At 71.5% G+C, this 16,708-nt stretch carries 15 protein-coding genes; 9 read left to right on the forward strand and 6 right to left on the reverse strand.

The genetic code is table 11. From position 1 onward, the window contains the following. Positions 1-59 precede the first annotated feature (59 nt). From AB0O36_RS05315 to AB0O36_RS05350, 8 genes are all read left to right on the forward strand, one after another. Complete coding sequence (locus tag AB0O36_RS05315) at positions 60-1,304, forward strand: amidohydrolase (RefSeq protein WP_365104681.1); 1,245 nt, start codon at positions 60-62, stop codon at positions 1,302-1,304. A gap of 243 nt (positions 1,305-1,547) precedes the next feature. Next, on the forward strand, positions 1,548-2,600 hold the full coding sequence (locus AB0O36_RS05320) for a BMP family ABC transporter substrate-binding protein (protein WP_365104300.1): 1,053 nt from the start codon (positions 1,548-1,550) through the stop codon (positions 2,598-2,600). A 216-nt stretch (positions 2,601-2,816) separates the two neighbouring features. After that, on the forward strand, positions 2,817-4,442 hold the full coding sequence (locus tag AB0O36_RS05325; RefSeq protein ID WP_365104683.1) for an ABC transporter ATP-binding protein: 1,626 nt from the start codon (positions 2,817-2,819) through the stop codon (positions 4,440-4,442). Further along, a complete protein-coding gene (locus AB0O36_RS05330) occupies positions 4,439-5,554 on the forward strand; it encodes an ABC transporter permease (protein ID WP_365104302.1) in 1,116 nt (371 codons plus the stop codon). The genes AB0O36_RS05325 and AB0O36_RS05330 overlap by 4 nt, the downstream gene beginning before the upstream one ends. Next, complete coding sequence (locus AB0O36_RS05335; protein WP_365104305.1) at positions 5,551-6,810, forward strand: ABC transporter permease; 1,260 nt, start codon at positions 5,551-5,553, stop codon at positions 6,808-6,810. The genes AB0O36_RS05330 and AB0O36_RS05335 overlap by 4 nt, the downstream gene beginning before the upstream one ends. Then, complete coding sequence (locus tag AB0O36_RS05340) at positions 6,807-7,214, forward strand: cytidine deaminase (protein WP_365104308.1); 408 nt, start codon at positions 6,807-6,809, stop codon at positions 7,212-7,214. The genes AB0O36_RS05335 and AB0O36_RS05340 overlap by 4 nt, the downstream gene beginning before the upstream one ends. A gap of 113 nt (positions 7,215-7,327) precedes the next feature. Next, entirely contained in the window at positions 7,328-8,605 is a 1,278-nt protein-coding gene (locus tag AB0O36_RS05345) for a thymidine phosphorylase (RefSeq protein WP_365104309.1), read from the forward strand. Between the two features lie 96 nt (positions 8,606-8,701). Beyond that, positions 8,702-9,295, forward strand: coding sequence for a Uma2 family endonuclease (locus AB0O36_RS05350; protein WP_365104311.1), 594 nt, complete (start codon positions 8,702-8,704; stop codon positions 9,293-9,295). A 309-nt stretch (positions 9,296-9,604) separates the two neighbouring features. Here AB0O36_RS05350 and AB0O36_RS05355 read toward each other — a convergent pair whose 3' ends face one another. The 3 genes from AB0O36_RS05355 to AB0O36_RS05365 all read right to left on the reverse strand — a co-directional run bounded on the left by AB0O36_RS05355 (position 9,605) and on the right by AB0O36_RS05365 (position 12,815). Beyond that, a complete protein-coding gene (locus tag AB0O36_RS05355) occupies positions 9,605-10,585 on the reverse strand; it encodes a sigma-70 family RNA polymerase sigma factor (RefSeq protein WP_365104314.1) in 981 nt (326 codons plus the stop codon). Between the two features lie 98 nt (positions 10,586-10,683). Beyond that, positions 10,684-11,349: a L,D-transpeptidase family protein gene (locus AB0O36_RS05360; RefSeq protein WP_365104686.1), complete on the reverse strand. Its 666-nt coding sequence runs from the start codon at positions 11,347-11,349 to the stop codon at positions 10,684-10,686. A 170-nt stretch (positions 11,350-11,519) separates the two neighbouring features. Continuing rightward, on the reverse strand, positions 11,520-12,815 hold the full coding sequence (locus AB0O36_RS05365; RefSeq protein ID WP_365104317.1) for an MFS transporter: 1,296 nt from the start codon (positions 12,813-12,815) through the stop codon (positions 11,520-11,522). 98 nt (positions 12,816-12,913) lie between these two features. Here AB0O36_RS05365 and AB0O36_RS05370 point away from each other — a divergent pair, with 98 nt between their 5' ends. Continuing rightward, positions 12,914-13,840 carry a LysR family transcriptional regulator gene (locus tag AB0O36_RS05370; protein ID WP_365104319.1) on the forward strand — a complete coding sequence of 309 codons (927 nt, stop codon included), beginning with the start codon at positions 12,914-12,916 and terminating at the stop codon, positions 13,838-13,840. Here AB0O36_RS05370 and AB0O36_RS05375 read toward each other — a convergent pair. From AB0O36_RS05375 to AB0O36_RS05385, 3 genes are all read right to left on the reverse strand, one after another. Next, positions 13,791-14,861, reverse strand: coding sequence for a helix-turn-helix transcriptional regulator (locus tag AB0O36_RS05375; protein WP_365104322.1), 1,071 nt, complete (start codon positions 14,859-14,861; stop codon positions 13,791-13,793). The genes AB0O36_RS05370 and AB0O36_RS05375 overlap by 50 nt on opposite strands. Positions 14,862-15,482: 621 nt before the next feature. Beyond that, positions 15,483-15,848, reverse strand: coding sequence for a cupin domain-containing protein (locus AB0O36_RS05380; RefSeq protein WP_365104325.1), 366 nt, complete (start codon positions 15,846-15,848; stop codon positions 15,483-15,485). 134 nt (positions 15,849-15,982) lie between these two features. Beyond that, positions 15,983-16,702 carry an alpha/beta hydrolase gene (locus tag AB0O36_RS05385; RefSeq protein WP_365104328.1) on the reverse strand — a complete coding sequence of 240 codons (720 nt, stop codon included), beginning with the start codon at positions 16,700-16,702 and terminating at the stop codon, positions 15,983-15,985. Between the last annotated feature and the right edge of the window lie 6 nt (positions 16,703-16,708).

A 16,708-nucleotide genomic window follows, 5' to 3' on the forward strand; every position in this document is an offset into this window, starting at 1 on the left:
CCTGATCTCCACCCAGTTGGCGGTGATGTACGCCTACTCTTCAACAGGTGAACCAGTTGATGTCCCGCGAGTCCCAGACCGCCCTGCCAGGAAAGCCCGCCCAGCCCGAGCTGCCCGGCAAGGTACCGGATCGCCTGCGTGCCGAACTGATCGCATTCCGCCGGGACTTGCACATGCACCCCGAGCTCGGCCACCAGGAGTTCCGGACCACCGCCGCGATCAAGGCCCGACTGGAGAAAGCCGGCCTCCGGCCGCGCGTACTGCGCTCCGGCACCGGCCTGCTCTGTGACGTGGGCACCTGGGACGGGGAACGCCCCATGCTGGCCCTCCGTGCGGACATCGACGCCCTGCCCATCCCCGACGCCAAGACCCACGCCCCCTACCGGTCGACCGTCCCCGACCGGGCGCACGCCTGCGGACACGACGTGCACACCGCCACGGTGCTCGGCGCCGGCCTGGTCCTGGCCGAGCTGGCCCGGCAGGGACTGCTGCCGCGGCCGGTGCGGCTGGTCTTCCAGCCCGCCGAGGAGGTGCTGCCGGGCGGTGCCACCGAGGCGATCGAGTCCGGCGTCCTGGACGGCGTAGGCAAGATCATCGCGGTGCACTGCGATCCCCGGGTGGACGCCGGGAGGATCGGCCTGCGGACCGGCCCGATCACCTCGGCCTGCGACCGGCTGGAGGTCAGCCTCGACGGGGCCGGCGGCCACACCGCCCGACCGCACCTGACCACCGACCTGGTCACCGCGGCCGCCCGGGTGGCCGTCGACGTGCCCGCGCTGCTGGCCCGCCGGATGGACGCCCGCTCGGGCATGTCCGTCACCTGGGGCCGGATCGAGGCCGGGCACGCCTGCAATGTGATCCCGATGCACGCCGAGCTGTCCGGCACCGTGCGCTGCCTGGACCTGAACGCCTGGCACGAGGCGCCGGACCAGATCCACGCGGCCATCGACGAGGTCGCGACCATGCACGGGGCCAAGTTCGAGATCAACCACGTCCGCGGGGTGCCCCCGGTGGTCAACGACCCGGTGGTCACCGAACTGCTCCGGGAGGCGATGACCGCCCGGCGCGGCGCCGAGTCGGTCGAGGACACCGAGCAGAGCCTGGGCGGCGAGGACTTCTCCTGGTACCTGGAGCACGTCCCGGGCGCCATGGCCCGGCTCGGCGTCCGGGTCCCCGGCGACCCCGTCAAGCGCGATCTGCACCGAGGCGACTTCGACGTGGACGAGTCCGCGATCGCCGTCGGAGTGGAGTTCTTCACCGCCGCCGCACTGATCGACGGCCACCGGGCAGGGTCGGTCCGGTAGGCCCGCGGCCGATCCGGGCAAGACCCGTTACAACATCGGCGCGCCGCGCGTCGGACCCGTCCAGCCCTTGGTACACAAGGGCTGGGCGCCTGACCGGTTACCAGTCGGTCACTGTCCGGTTCGCGACGATCCGATAACGACTCATGAACGGGCCTTTAACTGACATCTACGCGCGTTACGATCGCGGCGAAACCAGCGCCGGTTCTCAGGCGCTTTCAGGTCAGGTTTTGAAGGAGCCTCCCCTTGCGCCGGATCACCCGCATCGCAACCGTGGGCATCGCGTCCGCGGCTCTCGCGCTCTCCGCCACCGCGTGTGGTGGCAAGAAGTCCGGGGACACCTCGTCCTCCGACTCCAAGGAAGCCACCACCGCCATCGCCTACGACATCGGTGGCCGCGGCGACCAGTCGTTCAACGACGCCGCCTATGCCGGTCTGCAGAAGGCCGAGAAGGACCTGCAGGTCAAGGGCAAGGAGGCGGAGCCGACCGAGGGTGAGTCCGAGGCCGACAAGGTCCAGCGCCTCACCGAGCTCGCCCGCAACGGCTCGAACCCGGTCATCGGCGTCGGCTTCTCGTACGCCCCCGCGATAAAGAAGGTCGCGCCGAAGTTCCCGAACACCACGTTCGGCCTCATCGACGACACCTCGGTGACCGACAAGAACATCGCGAACCTGGTCTTCAACGAGGAGCAGGGCTCCTACCTGGCCGGCGTCGCCGCCGCCAAGGCGTCCAAGACCGGCACGGTCGGCTTCATCGGCGGTGTCGAGGTTCCGCTGATCAAGAAGTTCGAGGCGGGCTTCGTCCAGGGCGTCAAGGACACCAACCCCAGCGCCAAGGTACTCACCAAGTACCTGAGCCAGCCGCCGGACTTCTCCGGTTTCGCCAAGCCCGACCTGGGCAAGGCCGCCGCGCAGGGCCAGCTGGACGCCGGCGCGGACGTGATCTACGCGGCCGCCGGTCTGGCCGGCTCGGGCGCCATCGAGGCCGCCGCCAACAAGGGCGCGTGGGCCATCGGTGTCGACTCCGACCAGTACAACCAGGCGGGTCTGGCCAAGTTCAAGGACAAGATCCTGACCTCGGTCACCAAGGACGTCTCGGACTCGGTCTACAACCTGATCAAGTCCGTCAAGGACGGCAAGCCGCAGACCGGTGAGATCCGCTACGGCCTGGACAAGGACGGCGTCGGCCTGGCCGACTCCAACCCGGAGTACAAGAAGATGACGGACCTGGTCGCCGCCGTCGAGAAGGCGAAGGCCGACATCATCGCCAAGAAGATCACCGTCAAGACCGCTCCGTAAGGAAGCGTCTCGACAGGGGTCCGGAGGGCTGCCCTCGCAGCAGCCCTCCGGGCCCCGAACGGCTTTTGCCGCCGACTTTTCATTTCTGACAGTGCTACGCGCGTAGAGCGCACAGGGACGCGATAGCGTCACCCACCGCCCTGTCCCCTGCCCTCGACTCCTTCCGGCCAAGGAGAGTGCGTCATCAACGCGTCCAGCCCGCCCCTCGCCGTAGAACTGCACGGCATCACCAAGCGCTTCCCCGGCGTCGTCGCCAACAAGGACATCGCCATCACCGTCCGCAAGGGCACCGTGCATGCCCTGATCGGCGAGAACGGTGCCGGCAAGTCGACCCTGATGAAGATCCTCTACGGCATGCAGAAGCCGGACGAGGGCACCATCGCGATCAACGGGGAGCAGGTCTCCTTCAACAGCCCCGGCGAGGCGATCGCCCGCGGGATCGGCATGGTCCACCAGCACTTCATGCTGGCCGACAACCTCACCGTCCTGGAGAACGTCGTCCTCGGCGGCGAGAAGCTGTACGGCATCGGTGCCAAGGCCCGCAAGAAGATCATGGAGATCTCGGACGCGTACGGCCTCGGCGTGCGCCCGGACGCGCTGGTCGAGGACCTCGGTGTCGCCGACCGGCAGCGCGTGGAGATCCTCAAGGTCCTCTACCGCGGCGCGCAGATCCTCATCCTCGACGAGCCGACCGCCGTGCTCGTGCCGCAGGAGGTCGACGCGCTCTTCGACAACCTCCGCGAGCTCAAGGCCGAGGGCCTGACCGTCATCTTCATCTCGCACAAGCTGGGCGAGATCCTCAAGGTCGCCGACGACATCACCGTCATCCGCCGCGGCACCACGGTCGGCACCGCCGACCCGAAGACCGCCACCACCAAGCAGCTCGCCGAGCTGATGGTCGGCGCGGAGCTGCCCTCCCCGGAGACCCGCGAGTCCACGGTCACCACCACGCCGATGCTCCAGGTCAAGCACCTCACGCTGGCCGACAAGGCGCCCATCACGATGCCCGAGGCGATGGCGCCGAACACCGAGCTCGACTCGGAAGAGGTGCACGAGCACGTGCCCGCCGGCCGGCTCCTGCTCGACAACGTCAGCTTCACCATCCACAAGGGCGAGGTCCTGGGCATCGCCGGCGTCGAGGGCAACGGCCAGACCGAGCTCATCGAGGCCCTGATGGGCATGAACGCCCCCGACACGGGTGTGATCACGCTCGACGGCCTGGACATCACCAAGACCCCGGTGCGCAAGCGCCGTGAGGGCGGCATCGGCTACATCCCCGAGGACCGGCACCGGCACGGCCTGCTGCTGGAGTCCCCGCTGTGGGAGAACCGCATCCTCGGCCACGTCACCGAGGCCCCCAACTCCAAGCGCGGCATCCTCGACCCGAAGGCCGCCCGCAAGGACACCGAGCGGATCGTGCGCGAGTACGACGTCCGCACCCCCGGCATCGAGGTCACCGCGGCCTCGCTCTCCGGCGGCAACCAGCAGAAGCTGATCGTCGGCCGCGAGATGAGCCACAACCCCAAGTTCCTGATCGCCGCCCACCCCACCCGCGGTGTGGACGTCGGCGCGCAGGCGCAGATCTGGGACGCGATCCGCGAGGCCCGCCGCGAGGGCCTGGCCGTGCTGCTGATCTCCGCCGACCTGGACGAGCTGATCGGCCTGTCCGACACCCTGCGCGTCATCTACCGCGGCCGCCTGGTCGCGGACGCCGACCCGGCGACCATCACCCCGGAGGAGCTGGGCACCGCCATGACCGGCGCCGCCTCGGGACACCTGGAAGCCGACGACACCAACTCCGCCGCTGCCGACGGTGACACGACGGAGGACGAGGCCCGATGAAGAAATTCGACAAGGACCGGCTGATCCTCGGCATCGCCGGGCCGGCGCTGGCACTGGTCAGCGCGTTCCTGCTGACGATGGTCGTGCTGGCCGCGACGGGCGTGGACCCGGTCGAGCCGCTGCGCCTGATGATCGAGAACGGCACGTACGAGGACATCCAGATCCTCATCGTGAACCAGGCCGGCACGTACTACCTGGCGGCCCTCGCGGTGGCGATCGGCTTCCGCATGAACCTCTTCAACATCGGCGTCGACGGCCAGTACCGGTTCGCCGCGATGGTCTCCGCCGTCGTCGGTGCCGCGGTGACCCTGCCCGGCCCGCTGCACATCCTGCTGATCATGGTCGTGGCCATGCTGGTGGGTGCCGCCTGGTCCGGCATCGCCGGTGTCCTCAAGGCCAAGCGCGGCGTCAGCGAGGTCGTCTCCACGATCATGCTGAACGCCATCGCGACCAGCATCATCGCCTGGCTGATCCTGCCGAAGAACCTCGGCGTGCAGCCGCCCGGCTCCAACGACCTGAACACCGGTGAGATCGCCGAGTCCGGCTGGTTCCCGGCCCTCAACATGGGCGACTCGGGCGAGATCTACGGCTTCACCTTCGTGGCCTTCGCCCTCGGCATCGTCTACTGGTTCGTGCTCAACCGCACCCGGTTCGGCTTCGACCTGCGCGCCAGCGGCGCCAGCGAGTCCGCCGCCACCGCCTCGGGCGTGGACTCCAAGCGGATGATCATCACCGCGATGCTGATCTCCGGCGCGATCGCGGGTCTGGTCGGCATGCCGGTCCTGCTCGGCGAGAGCCACACGTACAGCCTGAACTTCCCGGTCGGTGTCGGCTTCACCGGCATCACCATCGCCCTGCTGGGCCGCAACAGCCCCGTCGGCATGTTCTTCGCCGCCCTGCTGATCGCGTTCATCGACAAGGCGTCGGCCGGCCTGGACACGGCCGGCTACGCCAAGGAGATCGGCACGATCATGAAGGGCCTGATCGTGATCGCGGTGGTCGTCTCCTACGAGCTCGTCGGCCGCTACGGCACCCGCCGGCAGCAGCAGAAGGTCGGCGAGGAGCTGGCCGCCGGCCACGCCATCAAGACCGACAAGGAGGTCGCGGCGTGAGCGCCGGAACCGTTTCCGCGAAGAAAGCGGCACCCGCCCCGGGCGGCCGCCGCAAGCTGACCCTGCCCTGGATCCTGCTGATCATCGCCGGCGGCCTCCTGCTGGTCTCGCTGGTCCGCACGATCTCCGGCGCCGACGACCTCACCTCGGTCGGACAGATCTCCGGCACGCTCCAGCTCGCCGTCCCGATCGGCCTGGCCGGCCTCGGCGGCCTCTGGGCCGAGCGCGCGGGCGTGGTCAACATCGGTCTCGAAGGCATGATGATCCTCGGCACCTGGTTCGGTGCCTGGGCCGGCTACCAGTGGGGTCCGTGGACCGGTGTCGTGCTCGGCATCGTCGGCGGCGCGCTCGGCGGCCTGCTGCACGCGGTCATGACCGTGACCTTCAACGTCAACCACATCGTCTCCGGTGTGGCCGTGAACATCCTGGCGCTGGGCTTCACCCAGTACCTGTCGGAGTTCACCTTCGCCGACGCCCCGGGCGGCTCCTCCAAGCAGTCCCCGCGCATCGAGCCGATCACCAGCTTCACCGTGCCCGGCGCCGATTCGCTGGCCGACCTCCAGGACAAGCACTGGTTCCTGGTCTCGGACATCGCCGGGATCGTCGGCGGTGTGCTGACCGACCTGTCGCTGCTGACCGTGGTCGCGCTGCTGCTGATCCCCGCCACCTGGTGGGTGCTGTGGCGGACCTCCTTCGGTCTGCGCCTGCGCTCCTGCGGTGAGAACCCGATCGCCGCCGAGAGCCTCGGCGTCAACGTCTACAAGTACAAGTACATCGCCGTGGTCGTCTCCGGCGGCCTGGCCGGCCTCGGCGGCGCCTTCCTGGCGATCGTCTCCACCGGCATCTACCAGGAGGGCCAGACCGGCGGCCGCGGCTACATCGGTCTCGCCGCGATGATCTTCGGCAACTGGATGCCCGGCGGCATGGCGCTCGGCGCCGGCCTGTTCGGCTTCACCGACAGCCTCAAGCTGCGCGGCGGCGCCGAGAACGTGCTCGCCGTGGTGCTGCTGATCGCGATCCTGCTGGTCCTGGTCGCCGCCTGGCAGCTGTACAAGAAGCAGACCACCAAGGCGATCGTCACCGGCGTCTTCGCGGCCCTGCTGTTCCTGCTGTACGCGGTCACCGACGAGATCCCGAGCCAGTTCGTGGACGCCGCCCCGTACGTCACCACCCTGCTGGTGCTCGCCCTGTCGGCGCAGCGCCTGCGGATGCCCAAGGCGGACGGCATGCCGTACCGCAAGGGCCAGGGCAAGTGACGCCGGTGACGGACGCGCACACCCCCGACTGGGAGGCCCTGCGGGCGTCCGCCCGGGACGCCATGTCCCGGGCCTACGCCCCGTACTCGGGCTTCCCGGTCGGAGTCGCCGCCCTGGTCGACGACGGCCGGGTGGTCACCGGATGCAACGTCGAGAACGCCAGCTACGGCCTCGGCCTGTGCGCCGAGTGCGGCCTGGTCTCGGCCCTGCAGGCGTCCGGCGGCGGCCGGCTGACGCACTTCACCTGCGTCGACGGCAAGGGCGAGCTCCTGGTCCCGTGCGGGCGCTGCCGCCAGCTGCTGTTCGAGTTCGGCGGCGCCGAGCTCCAGGTGGACACTCCGGAGGGCGTCCTGCCGCTCTCCGCGATGCTGCCCCAGGCGTTCGGCCCGGACCATCTCCGTTAGGGCCTCTGCCACGGCCCCCGCACCCCGTCCGGTGCGGGGGCCGTACCCGTCTCCCCCTCAACGCGCGTAGAGTCGCGCTCGTACGAACATGTCCGGAAGGAACTGGAACTGCCATGGACGTCATTTCCGTCATCCGCACCAAGCGTGACCGCGGTGAGCTGAGCCCCGAGCAGATCGACTGGGTCATCGACGCGTACACCCGCGGTGTCGTGGCCGACGAGCAGATGTCCGCCCTGGCGATGGCCATCCTGCTGAACGGCATGAACCGCACCGAGATCGCCCGCTGGACCGCCGCGATGATCGCGTCCGGCGAGCGCATGGACTTCTCCTCCCTCTCCCGCCCGACCGCGGACAAGCACTCCACCGGCGGCGTCGGCGACAAGATCACCCTGCCCCTGGCCCCGCTGGTCGCCGCCTGCGGCGCGGCGGTGCCGCAGCTGTCCGGCCGGGGCCTGGGCCACACCGGCGGCACGCTGGACAAGCTGGAGTCCATCCCGGGCTGGCGCGCGCTGCTCTCCAACGAGGAGATGCTGAACGTCCTGGACACCACCGGCGCGGTGATCTGCGCCGCCGGCGACGGCCTGGCCCCGGCCGACAAGAAGCTCTACGCGCTGCGTGACGTGACGGGCACGGTGGAGGCCATTCCGCTGATCGCCTCCTCGATCATGTCCAAGAAGATCGCCGAGGGCACCGGCTCCCTGGTCCTGGACGTGAAGGTCGGCTCCGGCGCCTTCATGAAGAACATCGAGGACGCCCGCGAGCTGGCCCGCACCATGGTCGGCCTCGGCACGGACAGCGGCGTCAAGACCGTCGCCCTGCTGACGGACATGTCCACACCGCTCGGCCTGACGGCCGGCAACGCCCTCGAAGTCCGCGAGTCGGTCGAGGTCCTGGCGGGCGGCGGCCCGGCGGACGTCGTCGAGCTCACCCTGGCGCTGGCCCGCGAGATGCTCGACGCGGCCGGCATCAAGGACGCCGACCCGGCCAAGGCGCTGGCGGACGGCTCCGCGATGGACGTCTGGCGCCGGATGATCGCGGCCCAGGGCGGCGACCCGGACGCGAAGCTCCCGGTCGCGCGCGAGCAGCACGTGGTCACCGCTCCGGCCTCGGGCGTGCTGACCCGGCTGGACGCGTACGGGGTCGGCGTCGCCGCCTGGCGCCTGGGCGCGGGCCGCGCGCGCAAGGAGGACCCGGTGCAGGCGGGCGCGGGCATCGAGCTGCACGCCAAGCCGGGCGACTCCGTCACGGCCGGCCAGCCGCTGATGACGCTGCACACGGACACCCCGGAGAAGTTCGAGTACGCCCTGGCCTCCCTGGAGGGCACGTACGACGTCGCCGCGGCGGGCACCGACTTCTCGGCTGCGCCGATCGTGCTGGACCGCATCGCCTGACCTGCGGTTTCCCATTCGGGTGAACGGGACCGGTGGACCCCCGCCGGTCCCGTTCGGCATGCTGGGATCGGTGCCGAACCGATTGAGGAGCACACCATGAGCGCACTCGCAGTCGAGCACCTGCCCGCGGGCGGGGACGACTGGGATCGGCTGGTCAGTCTCTGGGAGGAGATGGACTGGCCGGAGGGCTGCCGGGTGGAGATCATCCAGGGGCTTATCACCGTGACGCCGGCACCCGCGAACAGGCACAACCTCATCGCTGCCGATCTCAACCGTGCCTTGGCCGCCGAGGTGCCGGACGAGTGGGCCGTCTTCCAGACGCTGGCGATGGCCATTCCGTCCAGAAGCGGCATGTACATCCCCGACGTGGTGGTCATTCCCCGTGCCGTCGTGCTCGATGCGAAGGGAGAGAACTTCGTTCCGGCGGCAGCGGCGGAGCTCGTCGTCGAGATCACCTCGCATTCCAGCCTCCGGCACGACCGCCTGGTCAAGCCTGCCGGCTACGCCCGTGCCGGCGTACCGTTGTACCTGCTTGTCGACGGCTTCGCCCCTGGTGGGCCCACGATCACGCTCTATGGCGAGCCGAAAGAGGACGTCTACAGGGTCTTGCAGTCAGGGAAGTTCGGCGAGACGTTCCACCTGCCCGCGCCCTTCGATCTCGATCTGAGCACGTCCGATTTCCCGACGTGACGGCCGAGGGGCGTCAACCGATGAATTTCGGCCCTCCCCAGGGTCATCACCCGTGTGGAGATCAAAACCCTGCCCCTGGAGGGGCCCGAAGCCGACCCCGTCGAGCTGTGCGCGCGTGTGAGGGCGATCTGCCGGGACGGGCCGGGTGAGGTGGTGTGCGATGCCACCGCCCTCACCACGCCCACGCTCCGGACGGTGAACGCACTCGCCCGGGCCGCGCTGACCGCGCGCGGCCTGGGCGTGTCGTTCCGGGTGCGGGCCTCGCCCGCCCTGCACGGCCTGCTGGACCTCGTAGGGCTCGGGGAGCCGCTAGGCCAGCCGCTCCGGGAGGCCGAACAGCGGGAACCACCGCGCCGTGTCCAGGAAGGCGTTGAGCCCGACGATCCGCCCGTCTGAGATCTCCAGCACCTGCAGCGCCCACGGCGTGTGCCCGTTGCCGTCCTCCGCGATCCGGTACTGCCCGAAGGCCGGCATGCCGTTCGCGGTAGTGGGGATGAGCCGCGAACCCTTGCAGCCGATGCCCTGGTTGAGGTGCCAGGCCGCGATGTCGGGAATGCCCCGGAGCCACAGGTCGAAGGGCGGCATGGACAGCACCGCGTCCTCGTGCAGCAGCGCGGTCAGCGCGGTGATGTCGTACGCCTCGAAGGCCGTCAGGTAGCGCCCCAGCAGCTCGGCCTGGTCCGCGTCCAGCGGATCGGCCGGGCTGCTGTCCCGCGGCGGATGCGCCGCCATCGTCGCCCGCGCCCGCTGCAGCGCGCTGTTCACCGAGGCCACCGTGGTGTCCAGCAGCTCCGCGGTCTCGTCCGCCTTCCACGCGAGCACTTCCCGCAGGATCAGCACGGCCCGCTGCTTCGCCGGCAGGTGCTGCAGCGCCGCGACGAACGCCAGCCGCACCGATTCCTTGGCCAGCGCCGCCTCCGCCGGATCGGCGGTCTGCGTCAGCACCCGCCCGTCCGGCACCGGCTCCAGCCAGGTCACCTCCGGCCGCTCGTTGAGCACGGCCGACGCCTGCGCCTGCGGCGCGGTCAGGTCCATCGGCCGGGCCCGCTTGTTTCCGGCGTTCAGCAGGTCCAGACACACGTTGGTGGCGATCCGGTACAGCCAGGACCGCAGCGAGGAGCGCCCCTCGAACTTCGCGAAGCTGCGCCAGGCCCGCACGTACGTGTCCTGGACCGCGTCCTCCGCGTCGAAGGACGAGCCGAGCATCCGGTAGCAGTACCCGGTCAGCTCGACCCGGTACCGCTCCATCGCCTCGTCCAGCACCGGATCCGTCGTCGCGAGGTCACTCATGTCGGCCGTCCCCCTGCGTAGTTCCCGTCCCTCCGGAAACTACCCGAGCCCACTGACAACGGCAGCCGGAAACACGGTCCTTGCAGGTCCGAGGCCGGTCAGGTGCCCGGCTTGCGGCCCCAGACGTAGACGTCCTCGCCCTTGGAGAGGAGGTTCCAGTAGGCCTTGGCGTCCGTGGAGGTCATGTTCACGCAGCCGCCGGAGCCCGGGGGGTTCCACATGCTCTTGGTCGTGGAGTGGAAGGCGATGCCGCCGTCGAAGAACTGGGAGTACGGCATCGACACGTTGTAGAGCGACGACCAGTGGTTGATGCTGCGGTAGTAGATCTTCTTCAGGCCGGTGCGGGTCTCCGTGCCGTCCTTGCCGGTGCGGACCGGGACCGGGCCGTAGACCAGTTTGCCGCCGTCCTGGATCCAGCTCAGCTGGCGGGTCAGGTCGACGCAGGCGATCCGGCCCCGGTTGGTCGGGCAGGCACCCGACTTGTTGGGGTTCGTGCCCGCCGCCCGCTGGGCGAGCATCGTGTTCATCGTCTGCCAGGTCAGCGGGCCGGCGTAGCCCTGGGTGGGCGTGATGCCGTGCTTGGCCTGGAAGGCCCTGATGGCCGTGCAGTCCGCGGCGGACTGCCTGCCGTCCACCGGGCGCCCGAGGAACTGCTCCACCTGCCGCTGGTACGGCCCGGTGGTCAGATTGCACGAGGCGGCCTGTGCCGTACCGCCCCCCAGCACCACCAGCGGGGCCGCCAGGGCCAGTGCCCCGCCGCCCACCGCCACCCGGATGCGCAGTGTCCTGCCTGATGTGCTCACGTCGGCCTCCCCGACCGAAGCGCAGCCATGTGCTGCGTCTGTAGGCGGGTGGACGCACGACGGCCCGGACGCGGTTGCGTCCGGGCCGTCGTATATCGACTCATACGGAAGGCGTACGAGTCACTCCACTGCTACGCGGAGGCGAGCCGTCGCTCCGCCCGCGCCACCCGCTGCTCCGCACGGAGCTCCGTGCGCGCCACCCGCGACCCGTACACGGTGATCGACACGACCCCGAGTACGGCGGCCAGGGCCAGCCCGACCGTGGCCGGCCAGCCACCGGAGTGCCAGGCCAGCGCGCCGAGGGTGCCGCCCGCGCTGGAGCCCAGGTAGTACGCCGACTGGTAGAGCGCCGACGCCTGCGCGCGGCCCGTCTTCGCGGTGCGGCTCACCGAGGAGGAGGCCACCGCGTGCCCCGCGAAGAACCCGGCGGTGATCAGGACCAGCCCGAGCAGGATCAGCCCCAGGGACTCGGAGAGCGAGGCGAGCAGGCCCAGCGCGGTGGTGGTGACCGCCAGGTAGAGGGCGCCGCGCCGGCCCAGCCGGGCCACCAGCTGCCCGGCCGCCGCCGAGGCCGCCGTACCCACCAGGTAGATCAGGAAGACCGAGCCGACCGCGCCCTGGCCGAGCGAGAACGGCTCCTCGGTCAGCCGGTAGCCGATCACCGTGTAGACCGCGCCGAAGACCGTCATGAACAGCGCGCCGATGCCGTACAGGCGCAGCAGCAGCGGGTCCCGCAGGTGACCGGCGACCGTACGGCCCACCGCCCGCGGATCCAGCGAGGCCGGGCGGAAGAACCGGGCCCGGGGCAGCAGGGCGGCGAACACCGCCGCGCAGCCCAGCGCCAGCAGGCCGACGGTCAGCAGCGCCGCACGCCAGCCCCACATCTGGGCGGCCCAGCCGGTGACGAGCCGGCCGCTCATCCCGCCGATGGAGTTGCCGGCCACGAACAGCCCGATCGCCCCGACCAGCGCCTTGGGCCGGACCTCCTCCGCCAGGTACGCCATCGCGGACGCCGGGACACCGGCGATCGCCGCGCCCTGGACGGCGCGCAGCGCGACCATCCACTCCAGGTTCGGCGCGAACGGCACCAGCAGGCCGACCGCCACGGCCACCGCCATCGAGCAGAGCATCATCCGGGTCCGCCCGAACCGCTCGGACAGCGCGCTCAGCGGGAGCACGCACAGGGCGAGCGCGCCGGTCGCGGCCGACACCGTCCAGCTGGCCTGACCGGCCGTCACGCCGAAGTCGGCGGAGATCGCGGGCAGCAGCGCCTGGGTGGAGTAGAGGAGGACGAAGACGGCGAGTCCGGCGGCGAAGAGCGCGAGGCTCATGCGGCGGTAGCCGCTGGTGCCGGGGGAGAGGGGCTCGGGGGACGACGGGGTGGAGGCGGCCACGGTGGTGGCCGCCCCGGTATGGGCGGGAGGCATACCTCGACGGTAGGACCCCTTCTTTCATGCGTCCAATGCGTAGAATCGCGGAAATCGATCCACTCGTGCATCAGCACAGCTCACAGGGGTGCTTGTCGATGAGCCGTTACGAAGAAGACATCACGCTGACAAGCTTGCTGGCCCCCCGGCTGGCCTGGTTCGCCGCCGTCGCCCGCCACGAGCACGTCACCCGCGCCGCCCACGAGCTGGGGATTCCGCAGTCCACCCTGTCCCGGGCGATCGTCCGGCTCGAACAGGACCTGGGCATCGCGCTGTTCGCCCGCACCGGCCGCACCGTCTCCCTCACCACGGCCGGCCGCACCTTCCTCGCCTCCGCCGAGCGCGCGCTCGGCGAGATCGGCCGGGCCGCCGAATCCGTCCGGCAGGACGCCGATCCGCACGCCGGCAAGGTGGCGTTCGGCTTCCTGCACACCCTCGGCCCGGAGACCGTGCCCGGACTGATCCGCGCCTTCCGGGCCGACCACCCCGGCGTCCGCTTCTCCCTCGTCCAGAACTACGGCGAGGCCATGCTGGAACGGCTCCGGGCCGGCGAGCTCGACCTGTGCCTGACCTCGCCGGTGCCGGACGCACCCGACCTGGCCACCCGCCGCCTCGACGAGCAGCGGCTCCGGCTGGTCGTCCCCGACGACCACCGGCTCGCCTCCCGCAAGCGGATCCGGCTGGCCGAGGCGGCCGAGGAAACCTTCGTCACCCTCGAACCGGGCTACGGGCTCCGCCGGATCACCGACGACCTGTGCGCCGAGGCCGGGTTCACCCCCAGGGTCGCCTTCGAGGGCGAGGAGGCCGAGACCCTGCGCGGCCTGGTCGCCGCCGGCCTGGGCGTGGCCCTGCTGCCGCCGCCCGCGGTGCCCCGCCCGGGCGTGGTCGAGCTGACCGTGACCGCGCCGCGCGCCGTCCGGGAGATCGGGGTCGCCTGGCTGGAGGGCCACCCGGACACCCCGCCGGTGGCCGCGTTCAAGCGGTTCCTGATGTCCCGCCGGGGGCGGCTGATCCCGGAGTCGTGAGCGGCGCCCCGGCCGTGCTCCGGGCCACCGCGTACCCGGCCTGGAAGCGGGACTTGGCCCCCATCGCCCGCATGATCTCCGCGATGTGCCGCTGACAGGTCCGCTCGGACATACCCAGCCGGCGGGCGATGACCTTGTCCTCCAGGCCCTCCGCGAGCATCCGTACGATCGCCCGGCGCAGCTCGTCGGAGAGCGAGCGGGCCTGGTCCGGCCCGACCGTGGTGGCGAACGGGTCCGCCGCCACCCACGACCGCTCGAAGACCTCCGCCATGAAGTGCACGACGCTCGGCTCCCGCACCACCAGGGCCGCGCCCGGCACGTCGTGCACCGCCATCAGGCCGGTGCTGCGGTCGTAGACGAGCATCCGCGGCAGACCGTCCCCGAGCGTGCGGACCTGCGCCCCCAGGGCGGTCACCCGCTCCACGTAGGCGGCGGTCGGCCGGGAGTAGCGGGCGGTGTGCTGGTAGATCGTCCGTATCCGGACGCCGCGCTCCAGCATCGACTCGTCCCGCCCGATCGCGTCCTCCAGGACCTCCTGGGGGCGGCCGCCGCCCGGCTGCGAGATCAGCAGCTCCGCCTCGCAGCCCGCCGAGAGCTGCGCGATCAGCGCCCGTACGGAGCCCAGGTCGGTGACCACCTCCAGGCCGCCCGAGCCGGTCCGGTCCCGCTGTGCGGTCCCCGCCTCGTACGCCGGCACCAGGGCTTCCAGCCGCTCCCGGAGCCGGTCCATCTCGTCATGGGTCTCCCGGACCCGCAGCGCCAGCGGCGCCAGCGCGCGGGCCGCGGCCGCGCGCGGAGGTACGGCGGACCACCGGTCCGGGCCGCCGTCCGGGGCCCGCTGGAGGAGGTGGGCGGCGGCCAGCTCGGTGATCGCGGCGGCGGCCCGGGCGCCGAGCGCGCGGGTCGCCTCGCAGGCGGCAAAGGCGTGCCGCTCGACGGCGTACGCGTAGAGCCGCAGGGCGGCGGGACTCAGATCGGCGGCGCCGTCGCCCGCGCCGTTCACCTGATGCTCGGCCGGCATGTGGCTATTCGTCCCTTGATGGGGGGTTTCATAAACCCCTCGTATTCCCGCAAGGCGGCAATACGAGGCCCGGCGGCGGGCCTGCAACGCCCATCGGACCGGCAGAGTGGACGGGCGGCGTCTCGCGGGGGGCACGCCGACCCGCCGGCGCCGTCCGACCGAGAGGGGACGGTACGGGCGGCCCGGCGGAGGCACCCAGGCGGTTACGGCCCGGTGGAGGCGCCCAGGCGGTTACGGCCCGGTGGAGGCGCCCAGGCGGTTACGGCCCGGTCGTTGCCCCGGCCGCCCGAGCGGCGGCGACTAGGGCGCCGTCGGACCACCCGAGCGCCCGACTCCGGCCGCCGCCGTCCCTGCCCGGACGCCCGCGGGTCAGGCTCCCGCGCCGTGTGTCCGAGCGCCCCGGCTCCGGCTGCGGACGCGACCGTCCGGACGCCCCCCGGCCCGGCCCCGCCCCTGTCACCGACGTGACCGCGGAAGCGACCGCCGGGCGACCCCGCCCGAGCGACCCCGACTCCGGCCGCCGTCCGCGCGTTCCGGCGTTCGAGCGCGTTCGACCCGGGCGAGTGCCGCTCCGGCCGCGGACGCACCTGCCCGGGCGGCAGCCGCCCCGTCCGGCCCGCCTCACGCCCGCTTCGCGTAGTCCCCGTAGCCGGTCCAGTCCAGCGCCACGCACGGCTCGTCGCCGACCACCCACGCGTCGTGGCCGGCGGCGATCTCGATGTAGTCGCCGGGGCCCATCTCCGCGGTCTCCCCGTCGTCCATCACGATCTTCATCCGGCCGCTGACCACGTAGCCGGTGTGGGCCGCCTGGCAGCTGTCGGTGCCCGCGATCGGCTTCACGTGCTCCGACCAGCGCCAGCCCGGCTCGAAGACCCCGCGGCCGACCGGGCCGCCGGCCGTCTGGAACAGGTCCAGCCGGCCCTTGCCGCCCTCGAAGGGGCGGGTCTCGTCCGGCTTGTCGAAGTTTCTGAGCTGGATTCCGGCCATCGCGATGTCGCCTCCCAGGGAGATCCCCGAGCGGGCCCCGAGTCCGTTTCCACTCTACGTTTCCGCCCCGCGCCCAGCCCGCCGGCCCGGGCCTGCCTGCCCGGCCCGTCAGCCCGGTCCGTCGGCCCGGTCCGTCAGCCGCGCAGCGACCGGCCGAAGCCCGAGGCCAGCGGCATCCGCAGGCCCAGCGGCGGCGGAGCCGCCAGGGCGTCGGTGACCGGGCGGGACCAGCGGCCGCCCATGACCGCCCCGAGGACGAAGTCCACGGCGAGCGCGACCACTTCGGCACGGTGCTCGCGCAGCCGGTGCCCGTCGGAGTGGACCTCGAAACGGCAGGTCGAACGATTCGCCTTCTTCGCCCGCGCGGCCAGCCGGAACGACAACTCCGGATCCGCGCGCCCGTCGTTGGTGCCGTGCACGATCAACACCTGCCGTCCGGCGAGGTGTTTGACCGGTTCCGGCGGTACGGAGGCGGGCTCGTCCGGAACCCAAGGGGCGAGGGCCAGCACCGAGTTGACCGCCGGATGCCCGCCGCCCCGCAGTGCCGCCAGGCCGCCGGTCCCGTACCCGGCGAGGCAGACGGGCACGTCGCCGTAGCGCCGTACCACCTCGTCCACCGCCCGCTCGGGGGAGTCGTCCGCGCCGCCCCGCACCACATGGGCCGCCAGCCCGTCCGGGCCGCCGGCCCGCGCCAGTTCCCGCACCAGCGCCCGTACCGGACCGGGAGACAGGAGGGGCATTCCGGGGCGTCCCGGTAAGAGGATCACCGCTCCGCCGACTGCCGTGCCGGATCCGTCCGCGCCGCTGGCCCGCCCCAGGAGGGCCCCGCGCTCCGGCGTCTCATGCTGGGTCACGCCGGA

The organism is Streptomyces sp. NPDC089799 (genome assembly GCF_040684755.1).
Taxonomy (GTDB): domain Bacteria; phylum Actinomycetota; class Actinomycetes; order Streptomycetales; family Streptomycetaceae; genus Streptomyces.